18 protein-coding genes are annotated in these 24,084 nt (G+C 57.9%); 13 read left to right on the forward strand and 5 right to left on the reverse strand.

All coding sequences use genetic code 11. The features are described from left to right. Nucleotides 1–34: 34 nt before the first annotated feature. On the reverse strand, nucleotides 35–2,587 hold the full coding sequence (gene pepN / locus MWU60_RS00380; protein ID WP_247225063.1) for an aminopeptidase N: 2,553 nt from the start codon (nucleotides 2,585–2,587) through the stop codon (nucleotides 35–37). 105 nt (nucleotides 2,588–2,692) lie between these two features. Between pepN and MWU60_RS00385 the strand changes: the two genes are divergently transcribed. The 6 genes from MWU60_RS00385 to MWU60_RS00410 all read left to right on the forward strand — a co-directional run bounded on the left by MWU60_RS00385 (nucleotide 2,693) and on the right by MWU60_RS00410 (nucleotide 7,820). After that, the gene (locus MWU60_RS00385; protein ID WP_247225064.1) at nucleotides 2,693–2,857 is read left to right on the forward strand and encodes a DUF2256 domain-containing protein; all 165 of its coding nucleotides are present in this window, start codon (nucleotides 2,693–2,695) and stop codon (nucleotides 2,855–2,857) included. Between the two features lie 104 nt (nucleotides 2,858–2,961). Continuing rightward, complete coding sequence (locus MWU60_RS00390; RefSeq protein WP_247225065.1) at nucleotides 2,962–5,109, forward strand: malate synthase G; 2,148 nt, start codon at nucleotides 2,962–2,964, stop codon at nucleotides 5,107–5,109. A gap of 17 nt (nucleotides 5,110–5,126) precedes the next feature. Further along, nucleotides 5,127–5,555 (forward strand): heme-binding protein, encoded by a 429-nt coding sequence (locus MWU60_RS00395; protein ID WP_247225066.1) that lies wholly within the window; start codon nucleotides 5,127–5,129, stop codon nucleotides 5,553–5,555. 124 nt (nucleotides 5,556–5,679) lie between these two features. Further along, the gene (locus MWU60_RS00400; RefSeq protein WP_247225067.1) at nucleotides 5,680–6,447 is read left to right on the forward strand and encodes a gamma-glutamyl-gamma-aminobutyrate hydrolase family protein; all 768 of its coding nucleotides are present in this window, start codon (nucleotides 5,680–5,682) and stop codon (nucleotides 6,445–6,447) included. A 78-nt stretch (nucleotides 6,448–6,525) separates the two neighbouring features. After that, nucleotides 6,526–7,056: a flavodoxin domain-containing protein gene (locus tag MWU60_RS00405; protein ID WP_247225068.1), complete on the forward strand. Its 531-nt coding sequence runs from the start codon at nucleotides 6,526–6,528 to the stop codon at nucleotides 7,054–7,056. 77 nt (nucleotides 7,057–7,133) lie between these two features. Beyond that, a complete protein-coding gene (locus MWU60_RS00410) occupies nucleotides 7,134–7,820 on the forward strand; it encodes a D-lyxose/D-mannose family sugar isomerase (RefSeq protein ID WP_247225069.1) in 687 nt (228 codons plus the stop codon). Here MWU60_RS00410 and MWU60_RS00415 read toward each other — a convergent pair. The 3 genes from MWU60_RS00415 to MWU60_RS00425 form a co-directional block, all read right to left on the reverse strand. Then, nucleotides 7,817–10,051: a molybdopterin cofactor-binding domain-containing protein gene (locus tag MWU60_RS00415; protein ID WP_247225070.1), complete on the reverse strand. Its 2,235-nt coding sequence runs from the start codon at nucleotides 10,049–10,051 to the stop codon at nucleotides 7,817–7,819. The two genes, MWU60_RS00410 and MWU60_RS00415, sit on opposite strands and share 4 nt — an antisense overlap. Before the next feature lie 2 nt (nucleotides 10,052–10,053). Beyond that, a complete protein-coding gene (locus tag MWU60_RS00420) occupies nucleotides 10,054–10,521 on the reverse strand; it encodes a (2Fe-2S)-binding protein (protein ID WP_247225071.1) in 468 nt (155 codons plus the stop codon). A 97-nt stretch (nucleotides 10,522–10,618) separates the two neighbouring features. Beyond that, complete coding sequence (locus MWU60_RS00425; protein ID WP_247225072.1) at nucleotides 10,619–11,782, reverse strand: FAD-binding domain-containing protein; 1,164 nt, start codon at nucleotides 11,780–11,782, stop codon at nucleotides 10,619–10,621. A gap of 93 nt (nucleotides 11,783–11,875) precedes the next feature. Between MWU60_RS00425 and MWU60_RS00430 the strand changes: the two genes are divergently transcribed. Together MWU60_RS00430 and MWU60_RS00435 are read left to right on the forward strand one after the other, a co-directional pair. Next, on the forward strand, nucleotides 11,876–13,324 hold the full coding sequence (locus tag MWU60_RS00430; RefSeq protein ID WP_247226128.1) for a TrkH family potassium uptake protein: 1,449 nt from the start codon (nucleotides 11,876–11,878) through the stop codon (nucleotides 13,322–13,324). A 2-nt stretch (nucleotides 13,325–13,326) separates the two neighbouring features. Then, complete coding sequence (locus MWU60_RS00435) at nucleotides 13,327–14,922, forward strand: 5-guanidino-2-oxopentanoate decarboxylase (RefSeq protein WP_281493171.1); 1,596 nt, start codon at nucleotides 13,327–13,329, stop codon at nucleotides 14,920–14,922. Here MWU60_RS00435 and MWU60_RS00440 read toward each other — a convergent pair. Next, nucleotides 14,909–16,639 (reverse strand): serine protease, encoded by a 1,731-nt coding sequence (locus MWU60_RS00440; RefSeq protein ID WP_247225073.1) that lies wholly within the window; start codon nucleotides 16,637–16,639, stop codon nucleotides 14,909–14,911. The two genes, MWU60_RS00435 and MWU60_RS00440, sit on opposite strands and share 14 nt — an antisense overlap. Nucleotides 16,640–16,817: 178 nt before the next feature. Between MWU60_RS00440 and MWU60_RS00445 the strand changes: the two genes are divergently transcribed. The 5 genes from MWU60_RS00445 to MWU60_RS00465 all read left to right on the forward strand — a co-directional run bounded on the left by MWU60_RS00445 (nucleotide 16,818) and on the right by MWU60_RS00465 (nucleotide 24,045). Next, on the forward strand, nucleotides 16,818–17,738 hold the full coding sequence (locus tag MWU60_RS00445) for a glycine--tRNA ligase subunit alpha (protein WP_247225074.1): 921 nt from the start codon (nucleotides 16,818–16,820) through the stop codon (nucleotides 17,736–17,738). Next, the gene (locus tag MWU60_RS00450; RefSeq protein WP_247225075.1) at nucleotides 17,738–18,259 is read left to right on the forward strand and encodes a DUF6446 family protein; all 522 of its coding nucleotides are present in this window, start codon (nucleotides 17,738–17,740) and stop codon (nucleotides 18,257–18,259) included. Before MWU60_RS00445 ends, MWU60_RS00450 begins: the two co-directional genes overlap by 1 nt. Then, nucleotides 18,259–20,553 (forward strand): glycine--tRNA ligase subunit beta, encoded by a 2,295-nt coding sequence (glyS, locus tag MWU60_RS00455; protein ID WP_247225076.1) that lies wholly within the window; start codon nucleotides 18,259–18,261, stop codon nucleotides 20,551–20,553. The genes MWU60_RS00450 and glyS overlap by 1 nt, the downstream gene beginning before the upstream one ends. Before the next feature lie 132 nt (nucleotides 20,554–20,685). Then, the gene (locus tag MWU60_RS00460; RefSeq protein ID WP_247226130.1) at nucleotides 20,686–23,187 is read left to right on the forward strand and encodes a putative PEP-binding protein; all 2,502 of its coding nucleotides are present in this window, start codon (nucleotides 20,686–20,688) and stop codon (nucleotides 23,185–23,187) included. A 189-nt stretch (nucleotides 23,188–23,376) separates the two neighbouring features. Next, complete coding sequence (locus MWU60_RS00465) at nucleotides 23,377–24,045, forward strand: cell wall hydrolase (protein ID WP_247225077.1); 669 nt, start codon at nucleotides 23,377–23,379, stop codon at nucleotides 24,043–24,045. The last annotated feature ends 39 nt before the right edge of the window (nucleotides 24,046–24,084 follow it).

Raw genomic sequence — 24,084 nt, forward strand, 5'->3', positions numbered from 1 at the left:
AGCTTGCAAAAAATGCCCAATGATTAGGCAAAAATTAGCCCAAAATGCGGGTGACGATCTCGGCGGTATCGCGCGACAGGTCAGGCGTTCGCGCTATACGTGTGAGGGCAGCGCGCATTTTGTCTTGTCTGTCAGTGTCATAGCGCCGCCACGTGTCAAAAGATGTCGTCATACGCGCGGTGGTTTGCGGGTTGAGCGGGTCCAGCTTGATCAGCCAGTCGGCCAGCAGATCATAGGCAGCCCCGGATGCATGGTGAAACCCGGCGGTATTGGACTTCAGCCCGCCAAAAACAGCCCGGAACCGGTTCGGGTTCTTGATGTCGAAGTCCGGGTGCGCCGTCAGGCGTTTTGCGGTTGCGGCGGCCTGATCCGGTGCCGCAAGGCTGACCTGTAAGCCAAACCACTTATCCATCACCAACCGGTCATGTTGCCACTGTTGCGCGAAGGCCGTGAGTTCATCCGCGCCCTTTGAGATTTGCAGTAAGGCCCGCAGCGCCCCAAGTTGCTGGGTCATGTTGTCGGCTTGCGCAAATTGCCGTGCCGCCTGTTTGCCACCATCAAGCTTGCTGATCAAAGAGACCGCCGCATTGCCAAGCGCGCGCTTGCCCGCAGGTCCGGCATCAGGCGTATAGGGACCAGTGACGATCATGTCGGCGTAAATGCGGGGCAAAGTATCCTGCAAATGCTGAGCGATATGCAGTTTGAGTGTCTCATGTGCTTGGTTGATCGCTGCCGGATCAGGGGTGTCCCCCGCATCAAACAAGGTTTGTGCGGTGTCTTCCTCACTCGGCAGGCGAAGAACCAGTGCACGGAACGCGGGATCCAGCGTATCATCGCGCAGCACCGCGGCCAGCCCATCAAGAAACGCCTCATCTGGCGTTGCATCGTCTCGTATCATCCGCATCAACAGGTCTTGGGCCAATGTGCGCCCCGCGTCCCATTTGTTGAACGGGTCGGTGTCATGGGCCAGCAAAAATGCGCGCTCTGCGTTGGTGCGTTCGTGATGCACGATCACGGGGGCAGAGAAGTTTCGCAAGACAGAGGGCACCGGCTTGTCCGCCAGACCGCCAAAGGTGAAGGTCTGTTCGGCATCCGTGAGTTCCAGCACCGTGGTTGGCACCACCTCTGCGCCATTGTTGTTCAGCAGGCCGACGGCAATCGGTATCAGCAAAGGTTCCTTCTTGTCTTGGCCCGGTGTCGCGGGGGTCTCTTGCCGCAGATGCAATCGATATGTGCCGTCTGCGTAGTCATCGGTCACCGTTATGCGCGGTGTGCCCGCCTGACTGTACCATTTGGCAAATTGTGACAGGTCGCGCCCGGTTGTGTCCGCAAACAGCTGCAACCAATCCTCGATCGTGGCGGCATCCCCGTCGTGCCGTTCGAAATAGAGGTCAAGCGCTTTGGCATAGGCGTCATCACCCACCAAAAGCTTGAGCATCCCGATAACCTCGGCGCCTTTCTCGTAAACCGTTGCGGTGTAGAAATTATTGATCTCAACAAAGCTGTCAGGTCGTACCGGGTGGGCAAGAGGGCCGTTGTCTTCGCGGAACTGATAGGCGCGCAGGACGATTGCATCGTCGATGCGTTTGACGGCATGGCTGCGCATGTCACCAGTGAATTGTTGATCGCGAAAGACGGTCAGCCCTTCTTTCAGGCAAAGCTGAAACCAATCGCGACAAGTGATGCGGTTGCCTGTCCAATTGTGAAAATACTCATGGGCGATGATCGCCTCAATCGTCTCAAAGTTCGCGTCAGTGGCGGTTTCGGGCGAGGCAAGCACGGCAGAGGCGTTGAAGATGTTCAGCCCCTTGTTTTCCATCGCGCCGGCGTTGAAGTCGTCAACCGCAACAATGTTGAACAGGTCCAGATCGTACTCGCGGCCATAGACATCCTCATCCCATTTCATTGATGCCTTTAGCGCCTTCATGCCAAAGACGCATTTGCCTTCATCCCCGCCGGGGCGGACCCAAATGTTGAGGTCGACATCACGACCTGATTTGGTGATGAACGTATCAGAATGCGCAACAAGATCGCCCGCAACCAGAGCAAAGAGGTAGGCGGGCTTGGGCCATGGGTCATGCCATTCGGCCCAGCCATCGCCCGCAGCCACCGGATTGCCGTTGGACAGCAGAACTGGCAAGTCGCCTTCAATCCGCACCGTAAACACCGCCATCACATCAGGGCGGTCGGGATAATAGGTGATTTTGCGAAACCCTTCGGCTTCGCATTGGGTGCAATACATCCCGTTCGACATGTAAAGCCCCTCAAGGGCGGTGTTCGTGGCCGGGCTGATCTCAACCTCAGCCTCGAATATGAAAGGGGTGTCGGGAACAGCGCAGCGCAGACCCTCAGCGCTAAGGTCCGGGGTGATGGGCTGGCCGTCAATCTTCGCACTGATCAGTGCCAAATCTTCGCCGTGCAAGAAGAAGACGTTGCTTACAGCCTTAGGGTTCGGTCGAAAGGCAATGCGTGAGACAACACGTGTGTTTGTCGCCCCGAGCTTGAAGGTCAGATGCACCGCATCCACCAGATGACTTGGCGGGGTATAGTCAGCCAGGTAGATTGTCTGCGGGGCGGCATCTTTCATGGAACAATCCTCTGTTGGTTTGGCGCAAAGGTAGAGCGGCAACGCAGGTTGTGCCACCGCGAATATGCACGTTGAAATGCGCCCCTACCGCCTTACTTCCCGGACATGCCTAAGATGCGCCGCAAAGCTGACCTGCCACAAAAAACCTGTGCCACCTGTGGCCGGCCTTTTGCATGGCGCAAGAAATGGGCCAAGGTCTGGGATGAGGTCCGCTATTGCTCAGAGCGGTGCAAATCACAACGCAAGGCGGAAGCCGCTGATCCCACGTAAACAAAACCTGCCCTCGTTTGTTGCCTATCGGAAATAATGGCACTAGGTCCTTCGCGTGGCGGTCGTGTGCCGTCGTATGCAAGTGACGCAATAGGAGAGTTGTCATGACGGATCGCATTGAAAAGCATGGTCTGAAAGTCGCGGCAGAGCTGGCGGAGTTCATTGACAACCGGGCGCTGGACGGCACCGGTATTGATGGTGATACCTTCTGGAAAGGCTTTGCGGCTCTTGTGACCGAGATGACGCCGCGCAATCGCGCAGCCTTGGCAAAGCGCGATGAGTTACAAGCGACGATAGATGCGTGGCATGTCGAACGGCGTGGTCAACCACTGGACCGCACCGCCTATGAGGTGTTCTTGAACGAGATCGGGTATCTGGTGCCCGAAGGCAACGACTTCGCAATTGACACCACCAATGTTGATCCTGAAATCGCGACAGTTCCCGGACCGCAATTGGTTGTTCCCATCACCAACGCCCGCTTTGCACTGAATGCGGCTAACGCGCGCTGGGGCAGCCTTTATGATGCGTTTTACGGCACCGATGCGATGGGCGTACAGCCGCCCAATGGGCCATATGATCGTGGGCACGGTGCCCGCGTTGTTGCCCGTGCCCGTGTGTTTCTGGACGAAGCTTTCCCGATTACAGGCACCAGCCACGCAGATGTGTCGCGATACTATGTCCGTGATGGCGCGCTGCTGATCGACGACAATCCCTTGCGCCACCCCGAAAAGTTCGTGGGCTACCGGGGCAACTCCAAAGCGCCGGACGCCATCCTGCTGCGCAACAATGGTTTGCATGTTGAATTGGTCTTTGACCGGGCCCACCCCATCGGCAGCCGTGATCAGGCTTTGCTGGCTGATGTGCGTCTGGAAAGCGCTGTCTCCGCCATAATGGATTGCGAAGACAGCGTGGCTTGTGTGGATGCTGAAGACAAAGTTGAGGCCTATACCAACTGGCTGGGCCTGATGCAGGGAAACCTGACCTCAGAATTCCAAAAGGGCGGTCAAACGATGACACGCCGCTTGGCAGATGACATGCTCTATACCGCACCCGATGGCAGCGATTTGTCGGTCAAAGGCCGGGCGCTCTTGTGGATTCGTAATGTGGGCCACCTGATGACGAACCCTGCGATCCTTGACGCCAATGGCGATGAGGTGTTCGAGGGGCTGATGGATGCGATGATCACGGTGATGATCGCCATGCATGACCTCAAACGCGAAGGTGGCAACTCGGCCCTGGGGTCGGTCTATGTGGTGAAGCCAAAGATGCACGGCCCTGATGAGGTTGCCTTTGCAAACGACATCTTTGCCATGGTCGAAGACGCGCTGGGCTTGCCGCGCAACACTGTCAAAATTGGCATTATGGACGAAGAACGCCGCACGACAGTGAACCTCAAGGAATGTATCCGCGCGGCCAAGTCGCGTGTTGCATTCATTAACACCGGCTTTCTTGATCGGACTGGTGACGAAATCCATACCTCGATGGAGGCCGGGCCCTTTAGCCGCAAAGATTTTATCAAACGTAAACAGTGGATTGGTGCCTACGAGGATCAAAACGTCGATATCGGTCTGGAGTGCGGGTTCTCCGGCAAGGCACAGATTGGCAAAGGCATGTGGGCCATGCCCGACATGATGGCGGCGATGCTGGAACAAAAGATCGGCCACCCGCAGTCAGGCGCGAACTGCGCATGGGTGCCTAGCCCCACCGCCGCCACGCTGCATGCCTTGCACTATCACAAAGTGGATGTGATGGCCGTGCAGGCCAAGCTGCTGAAGGGGGGGCGGCGCGCCTATGTTTCTTCGATCCTTGATATTCCGCTGGCGCAGTATCAACGCTGGACCGACGCCCAAAAGATCAAGGAGATAGAAAACAACGCGCAGGGTATCCTTGGCTATGTTGTGCGCTGGATTGATCAGGGTGTTGGCTGCTCAAAGGTGCCCGACATCAATGATGTGGGCCTGATGGAAGACCGCGCAACCTGCCGCATTTCAAGCCAGGCGCTTGCCAACTGGTTGCACCATGATGTGGTCAACGAAGAACAGGTCATGGAGGCGATGCGCAAGATGGCCGCGGTTGTGGATCGTCAGAACGCGGATGACCCGGCTTATCGCCCGATGGCACCGGATTTCACCGGGATCGCCTTTCAAGCGGCCTGTGATCTGGTCTTCAAAGGTCGCATTCAGCCGTCCGGTTACACCGAGCCTGTTCTGCATCAGCGCCGGCTAGAGCTAAAAGCGCAACGTAATCACTAAGAAACAGGAGTTTCACTATGGCTGAGATTTCAGCAAACAAGGCCCGCGCAATTATCCGCAAGGCGCTTGCCAAGGGCGATGAGATGGGGTTCAAACCGCTGTCTGTTGTGATCCTTGATGCAGGCGGACATGTGAAGGCGTTTGAACGGTCCGATGGGGCGGCTCCGGGGCGTTTTGGTATTGCACACGGTAAGGCTTACGGCTCGATCATGCTGGGTATGGCTGGGACTGCGCAGATGGCGCGGGCTGAACAGCAGGCTTACTTCATGGCGGCGGTCAACGGCGTGTATGGCGGGCAGGTTGTGCCGGTGCCGGGTGGTGTGTTGGTGCGTGACAAGCGCGACAACGTGATTGGGGCGGTCGGCGTGACTGGCGATACATCTGACAATGATGTCATCGCGGCCATGGCCGGGATTGAAGCTGCTGGTTTGACAGGCGAAGCTTAGCAAACACACGCACATGCCGCCTGAAATAGCGGCATGTGCACAGTTTCGGCGCGTGCGCGCGCCACATCGCCTTTTAAACGGCAAAATTCAGCGCTAGATAAGGTGAAACCGGAAAGGAACACCGATGGCGCGGCCTGTTGTTGGCATTATCTCGAACTCACATTTGATCAACGAAGAATACCTTGTGCAGGGTGCCGGCGCGATGAACGTGCGCGCCTTGGCAGAAGTGTCAGAGGTTGTGCCGATCATTATTCCGGCAGCACCAGATTTGGTGACGGTTGATGAATTGATGGCGACCTGTGATGGCTTTTTCTTCCCCGGTGGTCGCCCCAATGTACACCCCGAAGAATACGGCGAGGAAGAAACCGAAGCCCACGGCACGTTCGAGCGCAACCGCGACCGTCTTACGCTGCCGTTGATCCGTTCGTGCGTGTCGCGCGGTCAGCCGGTGATGGGTGTCTGCCTTGGGTTTCAGGAAATGAACGTGGCGATGGGCGGGTCGCTTTACCCTGAAATCCGTGACCTGCCGGGCCGCGACAACCATCGCATGCCACCCGATGGTACCCTGGAAGAAAAGTTTGAACTGCGCCATGAGGTGACCCTGACCGAAGGTGGCCCGTTCCATCGTCTATTTGGCAGTGCCAAAGTGATGACAAACACGCTTCACGGCCAAGGGATCAAAGAGCCGGGACCGCGGATCGTCATCGACGGCCACGCGCACGACGGCACGCCCGAGGCGATCTATGTCAAGGATGCGCCGGGTTTCACGCTGTCCGTTCAGTGGCATCCCGAATGGAACGCGGACGCTGATCCCGTATCGCGCCCCTTGTTTGAGGCATTTGGCGAGGCTTGCCGTGCGTGGACTGCGGGCGCGTTGCGCAAAGCGGGCTAAACCCCGCGTGATCTGATTTGTATCAAGTCCCCGATCTGTCTTGCTGGTATGCTTCGCACAACAGCAAGGAGTATGAAAATGAACATTCTGATCGCCTACGCGTCAACCGAAGGTCAAACCCGCAAGATCGCCCGATACTGTGCCGACTACCTGATCGGGCAGGGGCACTCTGTCGAACTGGCAGGGGCCAGTGATGCCCGTGATGCCGAACTGGCACGCTTTGATGCGGTTCTGCTGGCGGGGTCCGTCCATGCCGGCATGTATCAAAAACCCCTCGTCAAATTGGCCAAGAGCAAAGCCGCAGCGCTGGCGCAGGTGCGATCCGCCTTCATGTCAGTGTCCTTGGCTGCCGCAGGCAACGACCCTGATGACTGGGTTGGACTTGATCAATGCGTCAGCCGCTTTGCCAAGAAAACCGGGTGGACGCCACCCACCGTGATGCATGTGGCCGGGGCTTTCCGCTTTTCGGAATATGACTTTTTCAAATCATGGGCGATGCGCTGGATCGCATCGCAGAAGAATGAAGAGGTCGATCCGGGGCAGGACAAGGAACTTACGGATTGGGCCGCCCTGAAGAAGACGCTTGATGAGTGGCTGGCCGGAACCTGACGACCAAGTCCACATCTGCGGCATTGCAAAGCGTCACGGATTGCGAAACAGTCGCGTAAACGATTACGAGGCCTGCAATGAAACGCTCACGTATCAACGATATCATGGCGGAAGCGGATGAAATGATCCGTTCATACGGGTTTGCTCTGCCGCCGTGGGCCTATTGGACGCCCGATGAATTCAAGGCGCGTGCCAGCGATGCGCAAGCGGTGATAGATGCCCGCTGTGGCTGGGACATTACTGACTATGGGGCTGGGCGTTATGATAAGATGGGCTTGTTTCTATTCACCCTGCGCAACGGTCGTCTGGCTGATCTGCGGCGCGGTGGTGGTATGTGTTATGCTGAGAAGCTATTGATTTCAAAGCAAGATCAGCTTTCACCAATGCATACCCACGTGATCAAGGCCGAGGACATCATTAACCGTGGCGGGGCCACGATGGTCATTGAGCTTTATGGGTCTGACCCTGACGGCAACTTCGATGAAGCTGCGGGCGGTGTCGTCATGTGTGACGGGATCAGGCGCAGTTTTGCCCCCGGCGAGAAGCTGAAATTCGCACCGGGCGAAAGCGTGACGCTGATGCCCGGCGACTGGCACGCGTTCTGGGGCGAAGGCGGCGATGTTCTGATCGGCGAGGTGTCGACCGTCAATGATGATGAGACCGACAATATCTTCCGCGAGCCGATCGGCCGGTTCGCGGATATCGAAGAAGATACCGCGCCGATGCATCTTTTGGTCAGTGATTACAAAACCTGGCTGACCTAAAGGATCAGATCAAAGGTCTTGATCAGCGGTAACTCCCGCGCCCGTGTCCCTGTCAGATCAAACAGCGCATTGCCTAATGCGGGCATGGAGGGTGGCGTGCCAGGTTCGCCCGCACCGCCCATGAATGGATTGGTTTCCAACAGGCGAACTTCAAACTCCGGCACGTTATGCATACGCATCGCGTCGTAATCGTAGAAGTTGCTTTGTTCGGCCATCCCATCAAAGAATGTGATCTCGCCCTGCATCGCAGCAGAGAAGCCGTAGATCGCACCTGAAGTCATCTGGGCTTCAGCGATACTTGGGTCCAGTACCGTGCCCAGATCGGCGGCAATCCAGCATTTGTTGATCTTGATGCCGTTGCCAGTGTCTTCAACCTCGACCACTTCTGCGACAGGCGTGCCGAAAGAGAAGTTAAAACCGATACCACGGCCGATGTTATCAGGTGTCGCGCCGGTCCAGCCTGACATGTCGCCGACGGCCTCGATCACGCCAGCCGAAGGCGCGTGTTCTGCGCGGGCAAGATCCAACCTGAACTGGAGTGGATCAGCCCCAGCCGCATGTGCCATTTCGTCGATAAAGGTATCTAGCATGAAACCGTTGATCGAAGCACCCACCGAGCGCCAAAAGCCAAGTGGCACGTCAATATCCGTCAGATGCCCGGCAATGCGAAAGTTTGGGATCGCATAGGGTTGGTCTGCGGCACCTTCAACGTGCAGCCTGTCAGGTCCGGGCGGCACCGTCCCGAGTTGACGCAGTGAAGAATTGTGGAACACCGAAGGTGCGGCAATCTTGCCGTCAAGCAAGGCCGCGGTGCCGTTCTGCACCACGCCGCGGAATTGCGCGATGGCGGCGGGACGATAAAAGTCGCGACGGATATCTTCTTCGCGGCTCCAGGTCATGCGAATTGGCGTGCCGGGTATTGTAGCGGCAATGCGTGCCGCTTGCGTTGAGAAATCCAATTCGCCCCGGCGTCCGAAACCACCACCCAGCAGCGTGGTGTGCAAAGTGACCTGCTCAGGCTCCAAGCCGACCGCTTTGGCGCAAGCATCGCGGATCATGGTGGGCGCTTGGTTGCCGGACCAGACCTCTAATGCGTCACCGGTATAAAGGGCTGTCGCACTCATCGGTTCCATCGTGGTGTGGGCTAGCCACGGTACATAGTATTCCGCCGTAATTTCAGTGCCTTCAACGCCGCTATTCACGTCGCCATCGTCGCGCACAAGGCTATCGGCCTCGGTGTCCAGAGACGCCGCAATAGCGGCGCGCAGCCCGTCGGTATCGGCAGGATAGCTGGCTGGTTCCCAGTCAATCTCGACGGCCTCTGCGGCCTGTAGCGCCAGCCATGTATTGCTGGCAACGACGGCGATACCATCGCCCATGTCGATGATCGCCTCGACCCCGTCCATGTCTTTGGCAAAGCTGTCGTCATAGCTGACCATACCCGCGCGCGTGGGGCTAAGCCGCACAGTCGCGAATTTCATCCCGTCCAGCTTTTTGTCTGACCCGAAATCAGCGGTGCCGGTTGATTTGGCCACCATGTCGGTGCGGGGCATTGATTTGCCAAGGTACTTCCAGCTTGATTTGTCGCGCAGCGCGACATCTGGCGGCGTGATGTCGCGGACGGCTTCGGCCAGATCGGTATAGGCAATCATCGTTCCATCAGGTGTCACAACATTGCTGTCCTTCGTGGTCAGTGTGGCGACATCCACGCCCAAGCGATCTGCTGCGGCAAGTTTCAAGGCTTCACGTGCAGAGGCACCGGCATGGCGCATCCGTTCGTAGAAATCCTTCATTGAGGTCGATCCACCTGTGGCTTGCAGGTCAAGCAGTTTGCCGACCTTGCCGACCTGTTCGCGCATTCCATGTTTGAACGGGGTGTCTTTGTAATGCGCACCGGGCAAGGCCATGCCAAGGAAGACCGAGTTATAATAAGCTTGCGCTGGTGGGCCGTGCAGCACGGTGATGTCGGTCCATGCGACATCCATTTCTTCTGCCACCAACGCCGCCAGCGTCGTATGCACGCCTTGTCCCATTTCAGCGCGCGGCGCGATCAATGTCACACCGTCCTGATTGATCAGAACGAAGGGATTGAGCGTCGCCTCACCATCGCCTGCAATCAGCGGGTTCGGGGCCTCTTTGTTGATCTGATATGCGCCAAAGGCAACACCACCGACGATCGCGGCCGAGCCAATCAGGAAAGTCCGCCGGGCGATTGTTCTGACACGTCCCATGCTTATGCCTCCTCTGCCAGACGCTGCGCGGCGTCTTTGATTGCGGCGCGGATGCGCGGGTAAGTTCCGCAGCGGCACAGATTGCCCTGCATGGCGTCATCAATGTCTTGGTCGGTCGGCTGCGGGGTTTCGGCCAGCAAAGCCGCCGCATTCATGATTTGCCCGGATTGGCAGTAGCCACATTGGGCGACCTGATGATCGACCCACGCCTGCTGGATGGTCGCCATATTATCCGGGGTGCCAAGCCCTTCAATCGTCGTCACATCGCCCCAGACATCCGCCAAGGCGACCTGACAAGACCGGACCGCTTCACCATCAATATGCACTGTGCAGGCCCCGCAAGCGGCAACACCGCAGCCAAATTTCGTGCCGGTCAGTCCGACTTCGTCGCGCAGCACCCAAAGCAAGGGCACATCGTCGGGCAGGTCCACATTGTGGGCGGTTCCGTTGATCGTGATCTGCGTTGCCATGTTGCATGCTCCCAAAGTGAACGGTTCAGTTTAGAATATGGGGTATGGCGCGTGCTGACAAGTAGGTGACGGTTGAAAACGCTGTATCACGTCGACATCAGGCAACGTTCAACCCTTTGATCTGCCCCAGCAGCGCCGGAATTTTCTCCTTGAACCGGAAAAACCCGTGGGTGGCATGAGGCCAGGCGGCCGCATCATAAGGGCGGATCACTTGCACCAAAGGAACACCGTTCAAGGTGTCCTGAGTGGGCCCTGTCGGTAGGTAGGATGTGACGATTTGTTCAATGTCGTTGGTGTTTGCCCATTCGGTGATCGTGTCCGGCGTGACCTTTGCCACATCGCCTAACCGGTCGACAAACCGCGCTGTGCAATCGGCCAGTGCGCCAGCGACAAAGCCAGCGACACCCGTGCTGACGGCCAACGGGCTGCGCTGGGCCGTGGTTTGCACAACTGCGGTCGCAACCGGATTGATCTGGTTGATCAACCACCCTGGCGACAGGTCTTCCTCGGTGATCAAAAGACCAGTGCGCCGGGTTGGATCGATGATGTCAGAAACCGGCACGGCACCGCGTGCTGGGTGCGGCGCGCCGTCCAACGGAGCAGCAAAGCTGGCAAGTCCTGTCGGTTGAAACCGTCCTTCGGTGTATTTGGCGATGTTATCCGGGCGTGCAAGGTAGGTTTTCCCTATGGTCTGCAAGCCACCGACCCAGCGCCATGACAGTGTATTGGATGCGGGATCGCCATCGGCCAAATGCCGCATGAAGAAATCCGCACCAAGGGTCCAGGGCAGCCGCAAGGTGAATATCCAGATCGAGGCAAACCACATGCGCGCATGATTGTGCAGGTAGCCTGTATCGGTCAGTTGTTTGGCCCAGTGATCGAAACACTCAATGCCGGTCTCACCTTTGCAGGCGGCCTCCCACTCCTGTCGCAACCCGCTTTCCGTTTGGACCCGATTTAAGCTGGCCTGAAATTCCGTGCGGTACATCGCCCAGACGCTTGGGCGCAGTTCTAACCAGCCTTTCCAATAGGTGCGCCAATAGACCTCTTGAATAAACTTTTCAGCGGCCTGTGGGCTGTGGCGGGCCAATGTCGCCTTGAGCACGTCGTCCTCAGTGATCAGGCGATGCCGAATATAGGGCGACAGAGCCGACACATGGGCCAGATCATCGTAATTACGTTTGCTGGCATAGTCGCGCCCTGCGCGGGGCACAAAGACTGACAGGCGGGTCAGAGCGGCGGCATAGGTTGGGTTAAACATGGGTTTGAGTTAACGCGGGTCTTGCGTGTTTCAAGCGCCACAATTGCCGCGTCGTTCTTGACACCGGGCGATGGTCAGGCCAACGCTGCCACCATGCTTGATTTACGCCCTGTGGGATATGTTATCGGCCTGCTTGTGGCGTCGCTTGGGATCACCATGCTGGCGCCTTTGGGTGCTGACTTATTGGCGGGCAACGGGCATTGGTTTGTCTTCTTTGAAAGCGCGGTCGTCACGGTGCTGACCGGCGGTTTGATTGCGTTAGCCTGCGCGAATGGTGTCACGCAAAGACTGTCGCTGCGCCAGACGTTCCTTTTGACATCGCTGGTTTGGCTGACGCTCCCTGTTTTCGGGGCCATTCCATTTGTAGTGGGCGCAACCGAGGCGAATTTCACAGACGCGTTTTTTGAAGCGATGTCGGGGCTGACAACCACAGGGGCCACGGCCATTGGCGGGCTGCACGACCTACCCGACGGGCTTAAGCTGTGGCGCGGTATGCTGCAGTGGCTGGGTGGTGTGGGGATCATTGTCGTCGCGATGGTCTTCTTGCCCGAATTGCGGGTCGGGGGTATGCAGATATTCCGATCCGAAGGCTTTGATACCAGTGGTAAAATCCTGCCGCGCGCGGGTGAAATCGCGACCAGCATTTCCTTTATCTATGTCGGCCTGACCATTGCCTGTATTGTGGCCTATTCCGCGACCGGCATGGGGGGCTTTGATGCAATCGTGCATGCCATGACGACCGTATCGACAGGAGGCATGTCGAATTATGACGCGTCTTTCGCGACCTTCGGGGCAGGGGTGCATTATGTTGCTGTGGTCTTCATGATCCTTGCGGCTTTGCCCTTCGTACGATTTGTCCAACTGCTCGCGGGGACAGCACAGCCTTTGTTTAAAGACGGCCAAATTCAGGTCTTTTTGATGATCGTAATCCTTTGCGTCTTGTTGATGACGTCCTGGCTTTGGGGCCGAGGTGGGCAGTTTACAGAGGCCGGGTTTCGTGATGCCTTGTTCAACGTCACGTCAATCATGACAGGCACAGGTTATGCCAGTGCTGACTACATGACATGGGGCACCTTCCCGATCGTGATGTTCTTTCTGATCGGCCTGATCGGTGGGTGCGCGGGCTCGACATCCTGTTCCGTCAAAGTATTCCGCTATCAACTGGTTTTTGCGGCAATCAAAAGCCAGATCCGGCAAATTCACTCACCACATGGCGTCTTCACCCCGCGCTATGATGGTCGACCGATCAGCGAAGATGTCCTGAACTCTGTCATCGCCTTTCTGGTGGCGTTTATTCTGTCGCTGGGCGGCACCGCCGTGCTGCTGGGACTGACCGGTCTGGATTTCATCACCTCCGTTTCGGGTGCTGCGGCCGCTTTGGCGAATATCGGCCCGGGCCTCGGCCTCGAAATCGGGCCTGCCGGGAATTATGAAAACATCAACGATACCGCGAAATGGATATTGGCGATTGCCATGTTCGTTGGTCGCTTGGAAATCATGGTTGTGCTGACGATCCTATCCATCAAATTCTGGAGACCCTGAGGATGACAATCCGCCCCCTTGGCGCACAAATCTCGCATATGCTGAAAGACCGCGGGGTGGATGTGATCTTTGGCATTCCGGGCGTGCACAATCAGGAAATGTACCGCGGGATCGAGGAGGCGGGCATCACCCATGTGCTGGCGCGCCACGAACAAGGGGCCGGGTTCATGGCCGACGGCTATGCCCGGGCGACGGGCAAGCCGGGGGTGGCCTATGTGATTTCAGGGCCGGGGCTGTGCAATATCATGACGCCGATGGGGCAGGCCTATTCGGATTCGGTGCCGATGCTCGTGATATCATCGGTGTTGGATGAGACCGAGGCCAAGCGCGGGCAGCTGCACCAGATGAAAGATCAGGAAGGGGCGGCGGCAGCGGTGTGTGATTGGTCGGTGACAGCGCGGACGGCTGAGGCGAGCTATCAGTTGATTGATCGGGCCTTGATGCAGATGGAAACCGGTGTTCCGTCGCCCAAGCACATACAGGTCCCGATTGCGCAACTTGAAGCGAATGCAGACCCGGCACCGGATCGCGCGGATGAATGGCCTTACCGCCCAGAGGCGGCCCCATTGCAGCGGATCGCCCTGATCGACCGCATCAACGCGGCAAAGCGCCCATTGTTCATTTTCGGTGCTGGCGCTGCACATGGTGTGGAGCGATGGCTGTCGCATTTCCTGCGGTTGAATGCTGCGTCCTTCACCACATATGCCGGGCGCGGTATCATCCCCGATGACAGCCCGCTCCATTTTGGCGCGACGCTGGCGCGAGCAAGCAGTGCGGCGGTGATCGCTTCTTCCGATCTGGTTGTCGCAGTTGGGACACGGCTGAGCGAGGTGGATTTGTGGCGTGATCATCTGGGCAATGATGCACCGTTGGTACGCATCGACCTTGATCCAGAGGTTTTGTCGGACTGCCACAAAGCAGATACGCGCATTCTGGCGGATGCCAGCGCGCATTTGACCGAAAGCTTGATGCAATTGGGCGGTGAAAAGCAAACGACTTGGACCGGAGCAGAGGTGGCGTCCACCCGCGCCCGCTGGCGCGCCGAAATAGACGCCGAACGCCCCGGTATCCTGCCAGTCGCCGATGCCCTCAAACAAACCGTCCCCGCCAATACCATGTTCTATTCCGACATGACCCAATTCGCCTATTCCGCCAAAGAGGTCTATCCGATGGACCGCCCCGGTCATTGGCACCACCCTTACGGCTTTGGCACCCTTGGTTATGCGCTGCCGGCTGCGATTGGCGGCAAGATCGGCTTAGGTGATCAACCTGTCATCGCAATCCTTGGCGACTACGGTTTTCAGTACACGGTGCAGGAACTCGCCGTTGCGGTTGAACTGGAACTGACCCTGCCCATCATCATCTGGGACAATGGCAAGCTGGGTGAGATCGAAGACAGCATGGTCCGCGCACAGATCGCCCCCAATGCGGTCATCCAGCGCAACCCAGATTTCCTGAAACTGGCCGAGGCTTATGGGGCCGCCGCCGCCGAACCCACCGATCTGGACGCGTTCAAATCGGCCATCCAAACCGCCTTGCAGGCCAAAGGCCCCACAGTCATTCGCGTCAAATCCGATATAGCGCTTACCAGCAACTGACTAACACAGTCACGTTTGCTGCTTTGCGCGACAGCGCCACGGATGTCAGGGCCTGTGCCGCAACTCCTTGGTTTGGTGCCATACCCTGTGCCTCTAGGAAGGCGACGATCTGTGCGGCATCGAGTGAGAACTGCACATCAGCAGGTAGTGTTTGTGCACTGTCAATACGAGGCAGCAGCATCCCCAAGACCTGACCGGTTTCATCCAAAACCGGACCACCCGCATTGCTGGGCTTTGTATCCACGGAAAGGCGTTTGATCCGGTCGTCGCCATCAAGGCTGCGGATGTCCTCAAGCGCACCAAATGTCAGGGTCGGCGCGTTCAACACGCCATTGAACGGATAGCCAGCAACGGCGACCCGATCCTGAAGCCGCGGAATAGCGGATTGGAACGATGCCACATCAATCGGCGTCAAAGGATCGAGAGGCCGCAAAAGTGCGACGCCAAGATCGAGGTCCGTGCTGATAACTTCGGCCCGCGTGTTGCGATCAAATGTGATGCGCTCACAGCTTTCGACTGCTTCTGTTGTGGTGATCAGCGCGCCGTCGTTCGCCACATAAAAGCCCGAGCGCGACAACTGCGGTTGCCGGACAGCAAGGCCCGCAACCATATCAATGGCCTGATCTTCACCGGGGGGCACCAGATTGGGGTCCAGCGTGCCATCAAGGCGGGTAAAACTTGATTGCATTACATCCAGAACACGGGCGCGCCGACGATCATCGCCTTCGGGCCAGACCAGGATAAAGCCTTTGATTTCGCCATCCTGCAAACTGGCGGTTGCGTAGGTGTGTAGACCGTCACCGATGCCCTCAATCTCAAAGCTGTCGCCGCGCAAGCTGCGTCGCCCCTCTGGCGGAATGACGTCGAGGATCTGCAACACCTCGTAAAGGCCGATCAGACGCCCGGTATCACCGCGCTGCGAGATCAAGAGCACTTGCGCTTGCGGCAAACCATTTTGCCCCGCAAACTTTGCAAAGGGCGGTTGGTACTCAGAAAATGCCACGACAGCTGCGGGGATCTGCATTTGGATGCCCGCCGCCTGATCACGGGCCAGCTCCATACCCACATCAATCAGCACCGCATTGTATTGTTGCAGCAGCAATTCACGCTGGCGGGCGGTGAGTACCCCGGTTGGGTCCTGCGCATTGGCTGCCTGCCAGCTTTCCATGGCACTGCGGGTGCCCCGGCCAAATGAGCCGTCAATGGCTGCGTTATAGAACCCTGCCCATCGCAACGCTTTTTGCAGTTCTTCACGGGCTTCGCGTGACAGCGCGCGCTCTGACGTCCGGGCTTCGCGCAGTGTTTCTTGCGGGGCGGTCAGTGGTATTTGAGGCAAAGCGCTTATCTCTTGGGCAAATGCCTCTTCTGCCGACGGGCCGCGAGGCGCCGCGACCCCGCCACCAATCGGCCAGAACTGTTGTTCAAATTGTCGCCCATTCTGCAAATAGCTGTCGGATGGAATTTGTCGGGTGCTCAGCAACCGCGACAGTTCTGCCCGTGCCAGATTTTCGCTGTATGGGCCAAGTACGATGCCGTAAAAACCGCGCCCCAGATAGTAGCCCTGTACATCATCAAAGCTGCGGGCGTAGTTGCGGGCGCGTTCGGTGGCCTCGCTCAGTGTCTGGCGGGCCTCAATTTGCACCCAGAATTGATCTTGCGCTTGGGCCGCAACGGCAGACAAACAGAAAAAGAGACCGGCAAAGAAAGCCTTGAACATCGTGAACCCCGAACATCGCATCGCAGATTTGCACGTGTGTTGGCCGGGCTGGCGTCGTTGTGCAAGTCAAAGTCGCGTTAGATGGGGGCCCGCGCCGCAATAAATCGCCACCCGTTGCCCAATTGACCCTTCTTGCCCGGCACCCTATTGAGCCTGCAAAGCAAACGAGGGTTCCACGATGGCGGATAAACCACGCAGTTTTCAGGACATCATCCTGCGGCTTCAGACATATTGGGCCAGCAAGGGCTGTGCGATCCTTCAACCATATGACATGGAAGTGGGCGCTGGTACGTTTCACCCCGCCACAACCCTGCGTGCGCTGGGCAGCAAGCCTTGGGCGGCAGCCTATGTGCAGCCTTGTCGGCGGCCTACTGACGGGCGTTATGGCGAAAATCCCAACCGTTTGCAGCACTACTATCAATATCAGGTGTTGATGAAACCATCACCACCGGACATGCAGGATCTCTATCTTGGGTCGCTGGAGGCCATCGGGATTGATGCCTCGGCCCATGACATCCGCTTTGTCGAGGATGACTGGGAAAGCCCAACTTTGGGTGCTTGGGGTCTTGGCTGGGAAGTCTGGTGTGATGGCATGGAAGTCAGCCAGTTCACCTATTTCCAGCAGGTTGGCGGACATGATTGCAAACCAGTCTCTGGTGAACTGACATACGGGTTGGAACGTCTTGCGATCTATATCCTAGGCGTTGATCACGTCATGGACATGCCGTTCAACGACCCCCAAACGCCGATTCCTCTGACTTATGGCGATATCTTCAAGCAGACCGAACAGGAATACTCGCGCTGGAACTTTGACATCGCGGACACCGAGGTGCTCTTGCAGCACTTTGTAGATGCTGAGGCCGAATGCCAGCGTATTCTCGATGCGCCTGCGCAAGACCCGAAAACCGGCCGCATGATCATCATGGCGCATCCCGCCTATGACCAATGCATCAAGGCGTCTCATGTCTTTAATCTGCTTGACGCGCGCGGTGTCATTTCGGTGACCGAACGGCAGGCCTATATCGGACGGGTGCGCGCGCTGGCCAAGGCCTGCGCTGACGCTTTCGTGCAAACCGAAGCGGGCGGGGCGGCGGCCTGATGGCACGGGTGGTTATTGTGGCAATGCTTCTGTCGGCGGCGGTCCTTGGTGGGGTCCTCTACTACCAGCAGGTCTATGCCTATTATGACGAAGTGCAGGCAGACGCGGATGCCGTGATGCTGACCTCTGTCAGCACCGGCGAGGCTGAACCCATCGTCGTGCAGAACTTTGAAGGCATCGACGCGATCAGCAGCCCGCTGCGTTATCGCGCCTGCTTTGAAACGACGCTGAGCCAAGCGATGCTGACCGAAACCTTTGTGATCGTTGAAAACGCAGAACCGCGCGTCGCGCCCGGCTGGTTTGACTGTTTTGATGCGGTGCAAATCGGGGCTGATCTGCGCACCGAAGCGATTGCCTTCATGGGCATCGAGAACGTGCAATACGGCATCGACCGGATCGTCGCGATCTACCCTGACGGGCGCGGCTATGCCTGGCACCAGATCAATGCATGCGGCGAGGTTGTGTTTGACGGCAACCCCGTTCCCGAAGACTGCCCACCCCTTCCTGAAAGCACCCAGTAATGCCTGATCTTCTGATTGAACTCTTCTCCGAGGAAATCCCCGCACGGATGCAAACCCGTGCCGCGGATGACCTGCGCAAGCTGGTCACGGATGGTCTGGTCGAGGCGGGACTGACTTATGCAGGTGCTGCAGCGTTTTCGACTCCGCGCCGTTTGACACTGTCGATTGACGGGCTGACGGCGGAAAGTAAGGCTGTGCGCGAAGAGCGCAAAGGGCCAAAGGTTGGCGCGCCGGATCAGGCCATCGAAGGCTTCCTGCGCGGTGCTGGTGTGGCGCGCGAAGACCTTGAGGTCCGCGATGATAAAAAGGGTCAGGTTTACTTTGCCGTGATCGAAAAGCCGGGGCGGATGGCTGCGGATATCATCGCTGAAGTGCTGGAAAAAGCAGTGCGGAATTTCCCTTGGCCCAAGTCGATGCGCTGGGGTGAGGGTAGCCTGAAATGGGTGCGTCCGCTACACTCTATCCTTTGCATTCTGACGGATGAGGCCGGGGCCGCCGTCGTGCCACTTGACGTTGATGGCATTAAATCCGGGAACACAACGCAGGGGCATCGCTTCCTTGCGCCGGATCCATTTTCTGTCATGAATTTAGATGACTACGAGGCGAAGCTCAAGCGCGAAAATGTCGTGCTGCGTGCCGATGAACGGGCCGAGGCGATCTGGAACGAGGCGACAACGCAGGCCTTTGCGCTGGGCCTTGAAGTCGTCGAGGACAAGGGGCTGCTGGCAGAGGTAGCGGGGCTGGTCGAGTGGCCTGTTGTCTTGCTGGGCCAGATTGATGACGCGTTTCTGGGCCTGCCGCCCGAGGTGCTGCAAACCTCGATGAAAGAGCACCAGAAATTCTTTTCCGTGCGCAACCCCAAGACCGGCCGGATTGAGCGTTTCGTGACCGTCGCCAACATGGAAACCTCTGACAATGGCGCGACCATTCTGGCCGGCAACCAAAAGGTGCTGTCAGCGCGTCTGGCCGATGCGAAATTCTTCTGGGAGAACGACCTGCGCGTGGCGAAGGCGGGGATGCAGCCGTGGCTGGATAGCCTCGCGAATGTCACCTTCCACAACAAACTGGGCAGTCAGAAAGACCGGATTGAACGCATCGCGGCGCTGGCGCGCGCGATTGCGCCAAGCGTGGGTGCTGATCCTGATCTAGCGGAGCAGGCAGCGCGCGTCGCCAAGGCCGATCTGTCTTCGGAAATGGTCTATGAATTCCCTGAATTGCAGGGGTTGATGGGGCGCTACTATGCCGCTGAGGCGAGCTTAGACGCACAGGTCGCTGCGGCCTGCGAAGAACACTATTCCCCGCTGGGGCCATCGGATGATGTGCCGACGGCGCCGATCTCGGTCGCCGTCGCGCTGGCCGACAAGATCGACACGCTGACAGGGTTCTGGGCGATTGATGAGAAACCGACCGGGAGCAAGGACCCGTTTGCGCTGCGCCGCGCGGCGCTGGGGGTTATTCGGTTGGTTTTGGAGAACGGACTTGCTTCGGAATTGAAAGCGGTGATTGAGCACGCTTACGACAAGTTATTGGAGCACTACAAGAGTCGCTTCGCTCTGACTTTCAAGACAACCTCGGGCAGTCATCGCCAACCGCATGCCGATACGCTTGCAATGAAAGAACCTGCCGCATCCGATCCGTTTTGGTGGATTGATCTTTCAATTTTGTCGCAAAACTTCGCCGATGATGCAGACGCTTTTGATGCGTTAACCAAGCGTGATATGTTTGACGAAACGAAATTCGCTCGTTTGTTCGAGAAAGAGCCCGTCGTTGAGAGCCTCCTCTCCTTCTTCCACGACCGTCTCAAAGTATTCCTCCGTGACAAGGGCATCCGCCACGATATCATCGACGCCTGCATCGCGATGCCGGGCAATGATGACCTGACGCTGCTGGTCAAACGGGCCGAGGCGCTGGCCGAAACCCTTGCCACCGACGATGGCGAAAACCTGCTGCAAGGCTTCAAGCGCGCCAATAACATCCTGACCCAGGCCGAGGAAAAGGATGGGGTGGAGTATTCCTATGGGGCCGACGTCAAATTCGCCGAAGATGACGCCGAGAAGGCGCTTTTCGCGGCCCTTGATGCTGCAGATGCAAAGATCGCCCCGGCGATGGCTGCCGAAGAATTCAGCACGGCAATGACCGCTATGGCGGCACTTCGCGCACCGATTGATGCATTTTTCACCGATGTGCAAGTCAACGCCGACAGTGAAATCCTGCGCCGTAACAGGCTTAACCTGTTGTCACGGATCAGAAATATCTGTCTGAGCGTCGCCGACCTGACCAAAATCGAAGGCTAGACGCAAAAACTGTAAACTTAGGTATACAGATCGCTGTTTTGTCTTCTATGCTGCACCTGAACAATAATCGGTGCCGCAGTGCAGCAACAGACAACATATGGGCCTTTGACGCTTATTACACCGACAGCCGCCATGAAGGCGTCGGTGCACGGTGGGCGTGCGAAATGCCTGCAACGTCTGGTGCGTCTGGACATGCCGGTGCCTGTCACCGTTGCGCTATCTTTTCAAGCTGTCCACGAAGCAGCCTTGGGCAATCTGCCTGACATGACAGCACTTTTGGCGCCCTTTGGTGATGCTCCACTTTTGTCGGTGCGCCCGTCCAGCCAAGACCCTGATTGGGGGGGGCCGAGTGCGATCCTGAACGTCGGCATGAATGACGCGCGGCTGGCCGAACTGACCCAACGGATCGGTGCGGAACCTGCCACCAAGCTATATCTGCGGTTCGTGCAATCCTACGCAATCCATGTGGCGCGTCTGGACCCGGATGAGTTTTATTTGCCCGATGTGGCCGACGCGGCCAGCCTGAAGACGATGCTGGACACGTTTGAATTCGAGACTGATGAAACCTTCCCGCAAGACCCCGCCGTGCAATTGGCAGAGGTGCTGCGGTCAATGGCCCGCGCCTGGGATGGCACAACCGCCCGCCTGCTGCGCCAAGCGAAAGGCGCGCCTGCGAATGCGGGTCTTGGCCTTGTGGTGCAGGCGATGGCCTTGGGTGCCGGGCAGGGTGAATGCGGCCAAGGCGTGATGCAATTTGTTGATTCCACCACTGGCCAGCCAAAGATTATTGGCCGCTACATCAGCGAAAGCAAAAGCCAAGGCTATGATGTCGCCCCCGATACCGAAGGCGCGATTTATCTGACCCGTGATCCGCGCGGTCCTGCGCTTGAAGATATCTGTCCCGCGCAATACGCCCAACTGGTGTCTTACGGTGATATCTGCCGCCGCCGCCTGCGCGAAGACATGGAAGTGAAGTTCACGCTTCAGGATGGGGTTGTGCAGATTCTGGATGCGGTGCGCGTCCAGCGTACATCGCGCGCTTCGGTTAAGATCGCGGTCGCTTTGGCCGAAGACGGTGTGATCCCGCGCGAAGAGGCGGTGATGCGGGTAAAGCCCTCGGCCCTGTCCGAGCTGTTGCACCGGCAGATTGACCCTAACGCCGACCGCGATGTGATTGTCGGCGGAATTGCCGCGAGCCCCGGTGCGGCCTCTGGGCGGATCGTTCTGACCGCGCATGATGCGCAGGCCAGCGCCGCGCGTGGCGAGCCATGTGTTCTGGTCCGCCGCGAAACTACACCCGAAGATATTCGTGGCATGCATGCTGCCAGCGCTGTTTTGACAATGCGCGGTGGTGTCACAAGCCATGCGGCAGTGATCGGCCGCGGGATCGGTCTGCCTTGTGTTGTTGGCGCATCTGATCTGACCATTGATCGCAAGAATGGCCGCATCATCACCCCGGATGGCCGCCAGTTTCAGGCGGGTGAGACGATTACCGTTGATGGCAGTACCGGTCAGATTCTGGTCGGCGAGCCCCCAATGCTGGAGGCCGCACTTGATGGTGCATTCCAGACGCTTCTAGAATGGGCGGATGAGTTTCGCGACATTGGTGTGCGTGCCAATGCCGACACGCCCGCAGACGCCCAAACGGCCCAGAACTTTGCCGCCGAAGGTATTGGCCTGTGCCGGACCGAGCATATGTTTTTTGATGGCGACCGTCTTGGTGTGATGCGCGAAATGATCTTTGCCGAGGAAAGCGATGATCGGCGTGCCGTTCTTGATCGCTTGCTGCCGATGCAACGCGCCGATTTTCAGGCCTTGTTTGAGATTATGGCCGGGAAAACGGTTTGTGTTCGGCTGTTTGACCCACCGCTGCATGAATTCCTGCCCTCTGATAAGGCAGGTATGCGGGATTTGGCCGAACAGGTCGCTTTGCCCATTTCTGACGTCATAGAACGGGTAGAGGCAATGGCCGAATACAACCCGATGCTGGGGATGCGCGGCGTTCGTTTGGGGATCGCGATCCCCGAAATCTACGACATGCAGGCGCGTGCGATTTTTGAGGCGATGGTCGCCGTCAGCGAAAAGGGAATTTCGATTAACGTCGAGATCATGATCCCGCTGGTTAGTGCCGTGCGCGAAGTCGAATTGATGAAAGCGCGTATTGATGGTGTCGCCAATGCGGTGCGGGCCAAAAGCAATGCGCAGTTCGCCTACAGTCTGGGTGTGATGGTCGAGACACCACGTGCGGCCTTGCGCGCCCAAGATATCGCGGCCCATGCTGAGTTCATCTCTTTTGGCACCAATGATCTGACACAGATGACCTATGGTTTGTCGCGCGACGACGCGGGACGCTTTATGTCTTCATACGTGCAGCAGGGTGTTTATGCCGAAGATCCGTTTCACACCCTTGATATCGAAGGTGTGGGCGAGTTGATTTCAATGGGCGCCGAGCGGGGGCGGGCAGGGCGGCCGGATGTGGTGCTGTCGCTTTGTGGCGAACATGGCGGTGACCGTTCCGCCATCGCATTCTGCCGCGCGCAGCAGTTCGACTACATCTCATGCTCACCGTTTCGTGTTCCCGTTGCGCGACTCACCGCCGCTCAGCTTGCTCTCGCCGAGCGGGTGCTCAGCTAACTCACCACCAGATATTGTGGCATATATGCCGCGATGGGCTCAGTTTTGGGAAATAGTCCCTGCCGCCGCCCTGTCTGTGTTGCCGCTTTCTGAACAGTCCGGGCCAAGGGGTAGACCTTCCCACTGGTTTCCCTTAAGGACAGCCGCGCTAGCGCGGGGCAATGCCGCGTCGTTTCCTGGGTGGGAAAAATGACTGTTATTAAGGCGATTATCGCCGCAATTTCTGCGGCAACCATTTGTGTTGGGGCATCTGCCGCCTCAGCCGATGAACTACTTGCAAGCCGGTTGGGTGCGATTCTGGGTCAAGAGCGTCAGGCGCTTTCTGTTGTGCCCGATAACCGCCTCAGCGCGTTGACAAGCCTGCCGCCTGCGGGCGAGCGTGGCGTCGCCACGCAAAGTGGCGTGATCTATGATCGTGAGTTTTTGGCGGCACAGCCTTTCGTGGAAGGTGGCGCTGAATGGGAGTGCTTGTCCGAGGCGCTTTACTTTGAGGCCCGCGGCGAAAGCGTTCGCGGCATGTTTGCTGTGGGTGAAGTGATCCTGAACCGCGTCGACAGCGATGCCTACCCCGACACGCTTTGCGGTGTGATCAATCAGGGTACTGGCCGCCGCTATGCCTGCCAGTTCACCTATACCTGCGACGGGAAGCCGGAAACGATTGCTGAGCCGCGGTCTTGGGAACGCGTTGGCAAGGTTGCCCGTATCTTGATTGACGGCGTTCCGCGCGCATTGACCGGTGGTGCGACGCACTATCACACAAAATCCGTGAATCCGTCTTGGGCACAACGTTTTCCGCGCACCGCAGCGATTGGGTATCACTATTTCTACCGTCAACCTGTGCGCACAGCGTCCAAGTAACGTCGCATGATTGCGGGTGAGCGTCGCGCTGACGCTTGC

Origin of the sequence: Yoonia sp. F2084L (assembly GCF_023015625.1) — a bacterium.
Taxonomy (GTDB): Bacteria; Pseudomonadota; Alphaproteobacteria; order Rhodobacterales; family Rhodobacteraceae; genus Yoonia.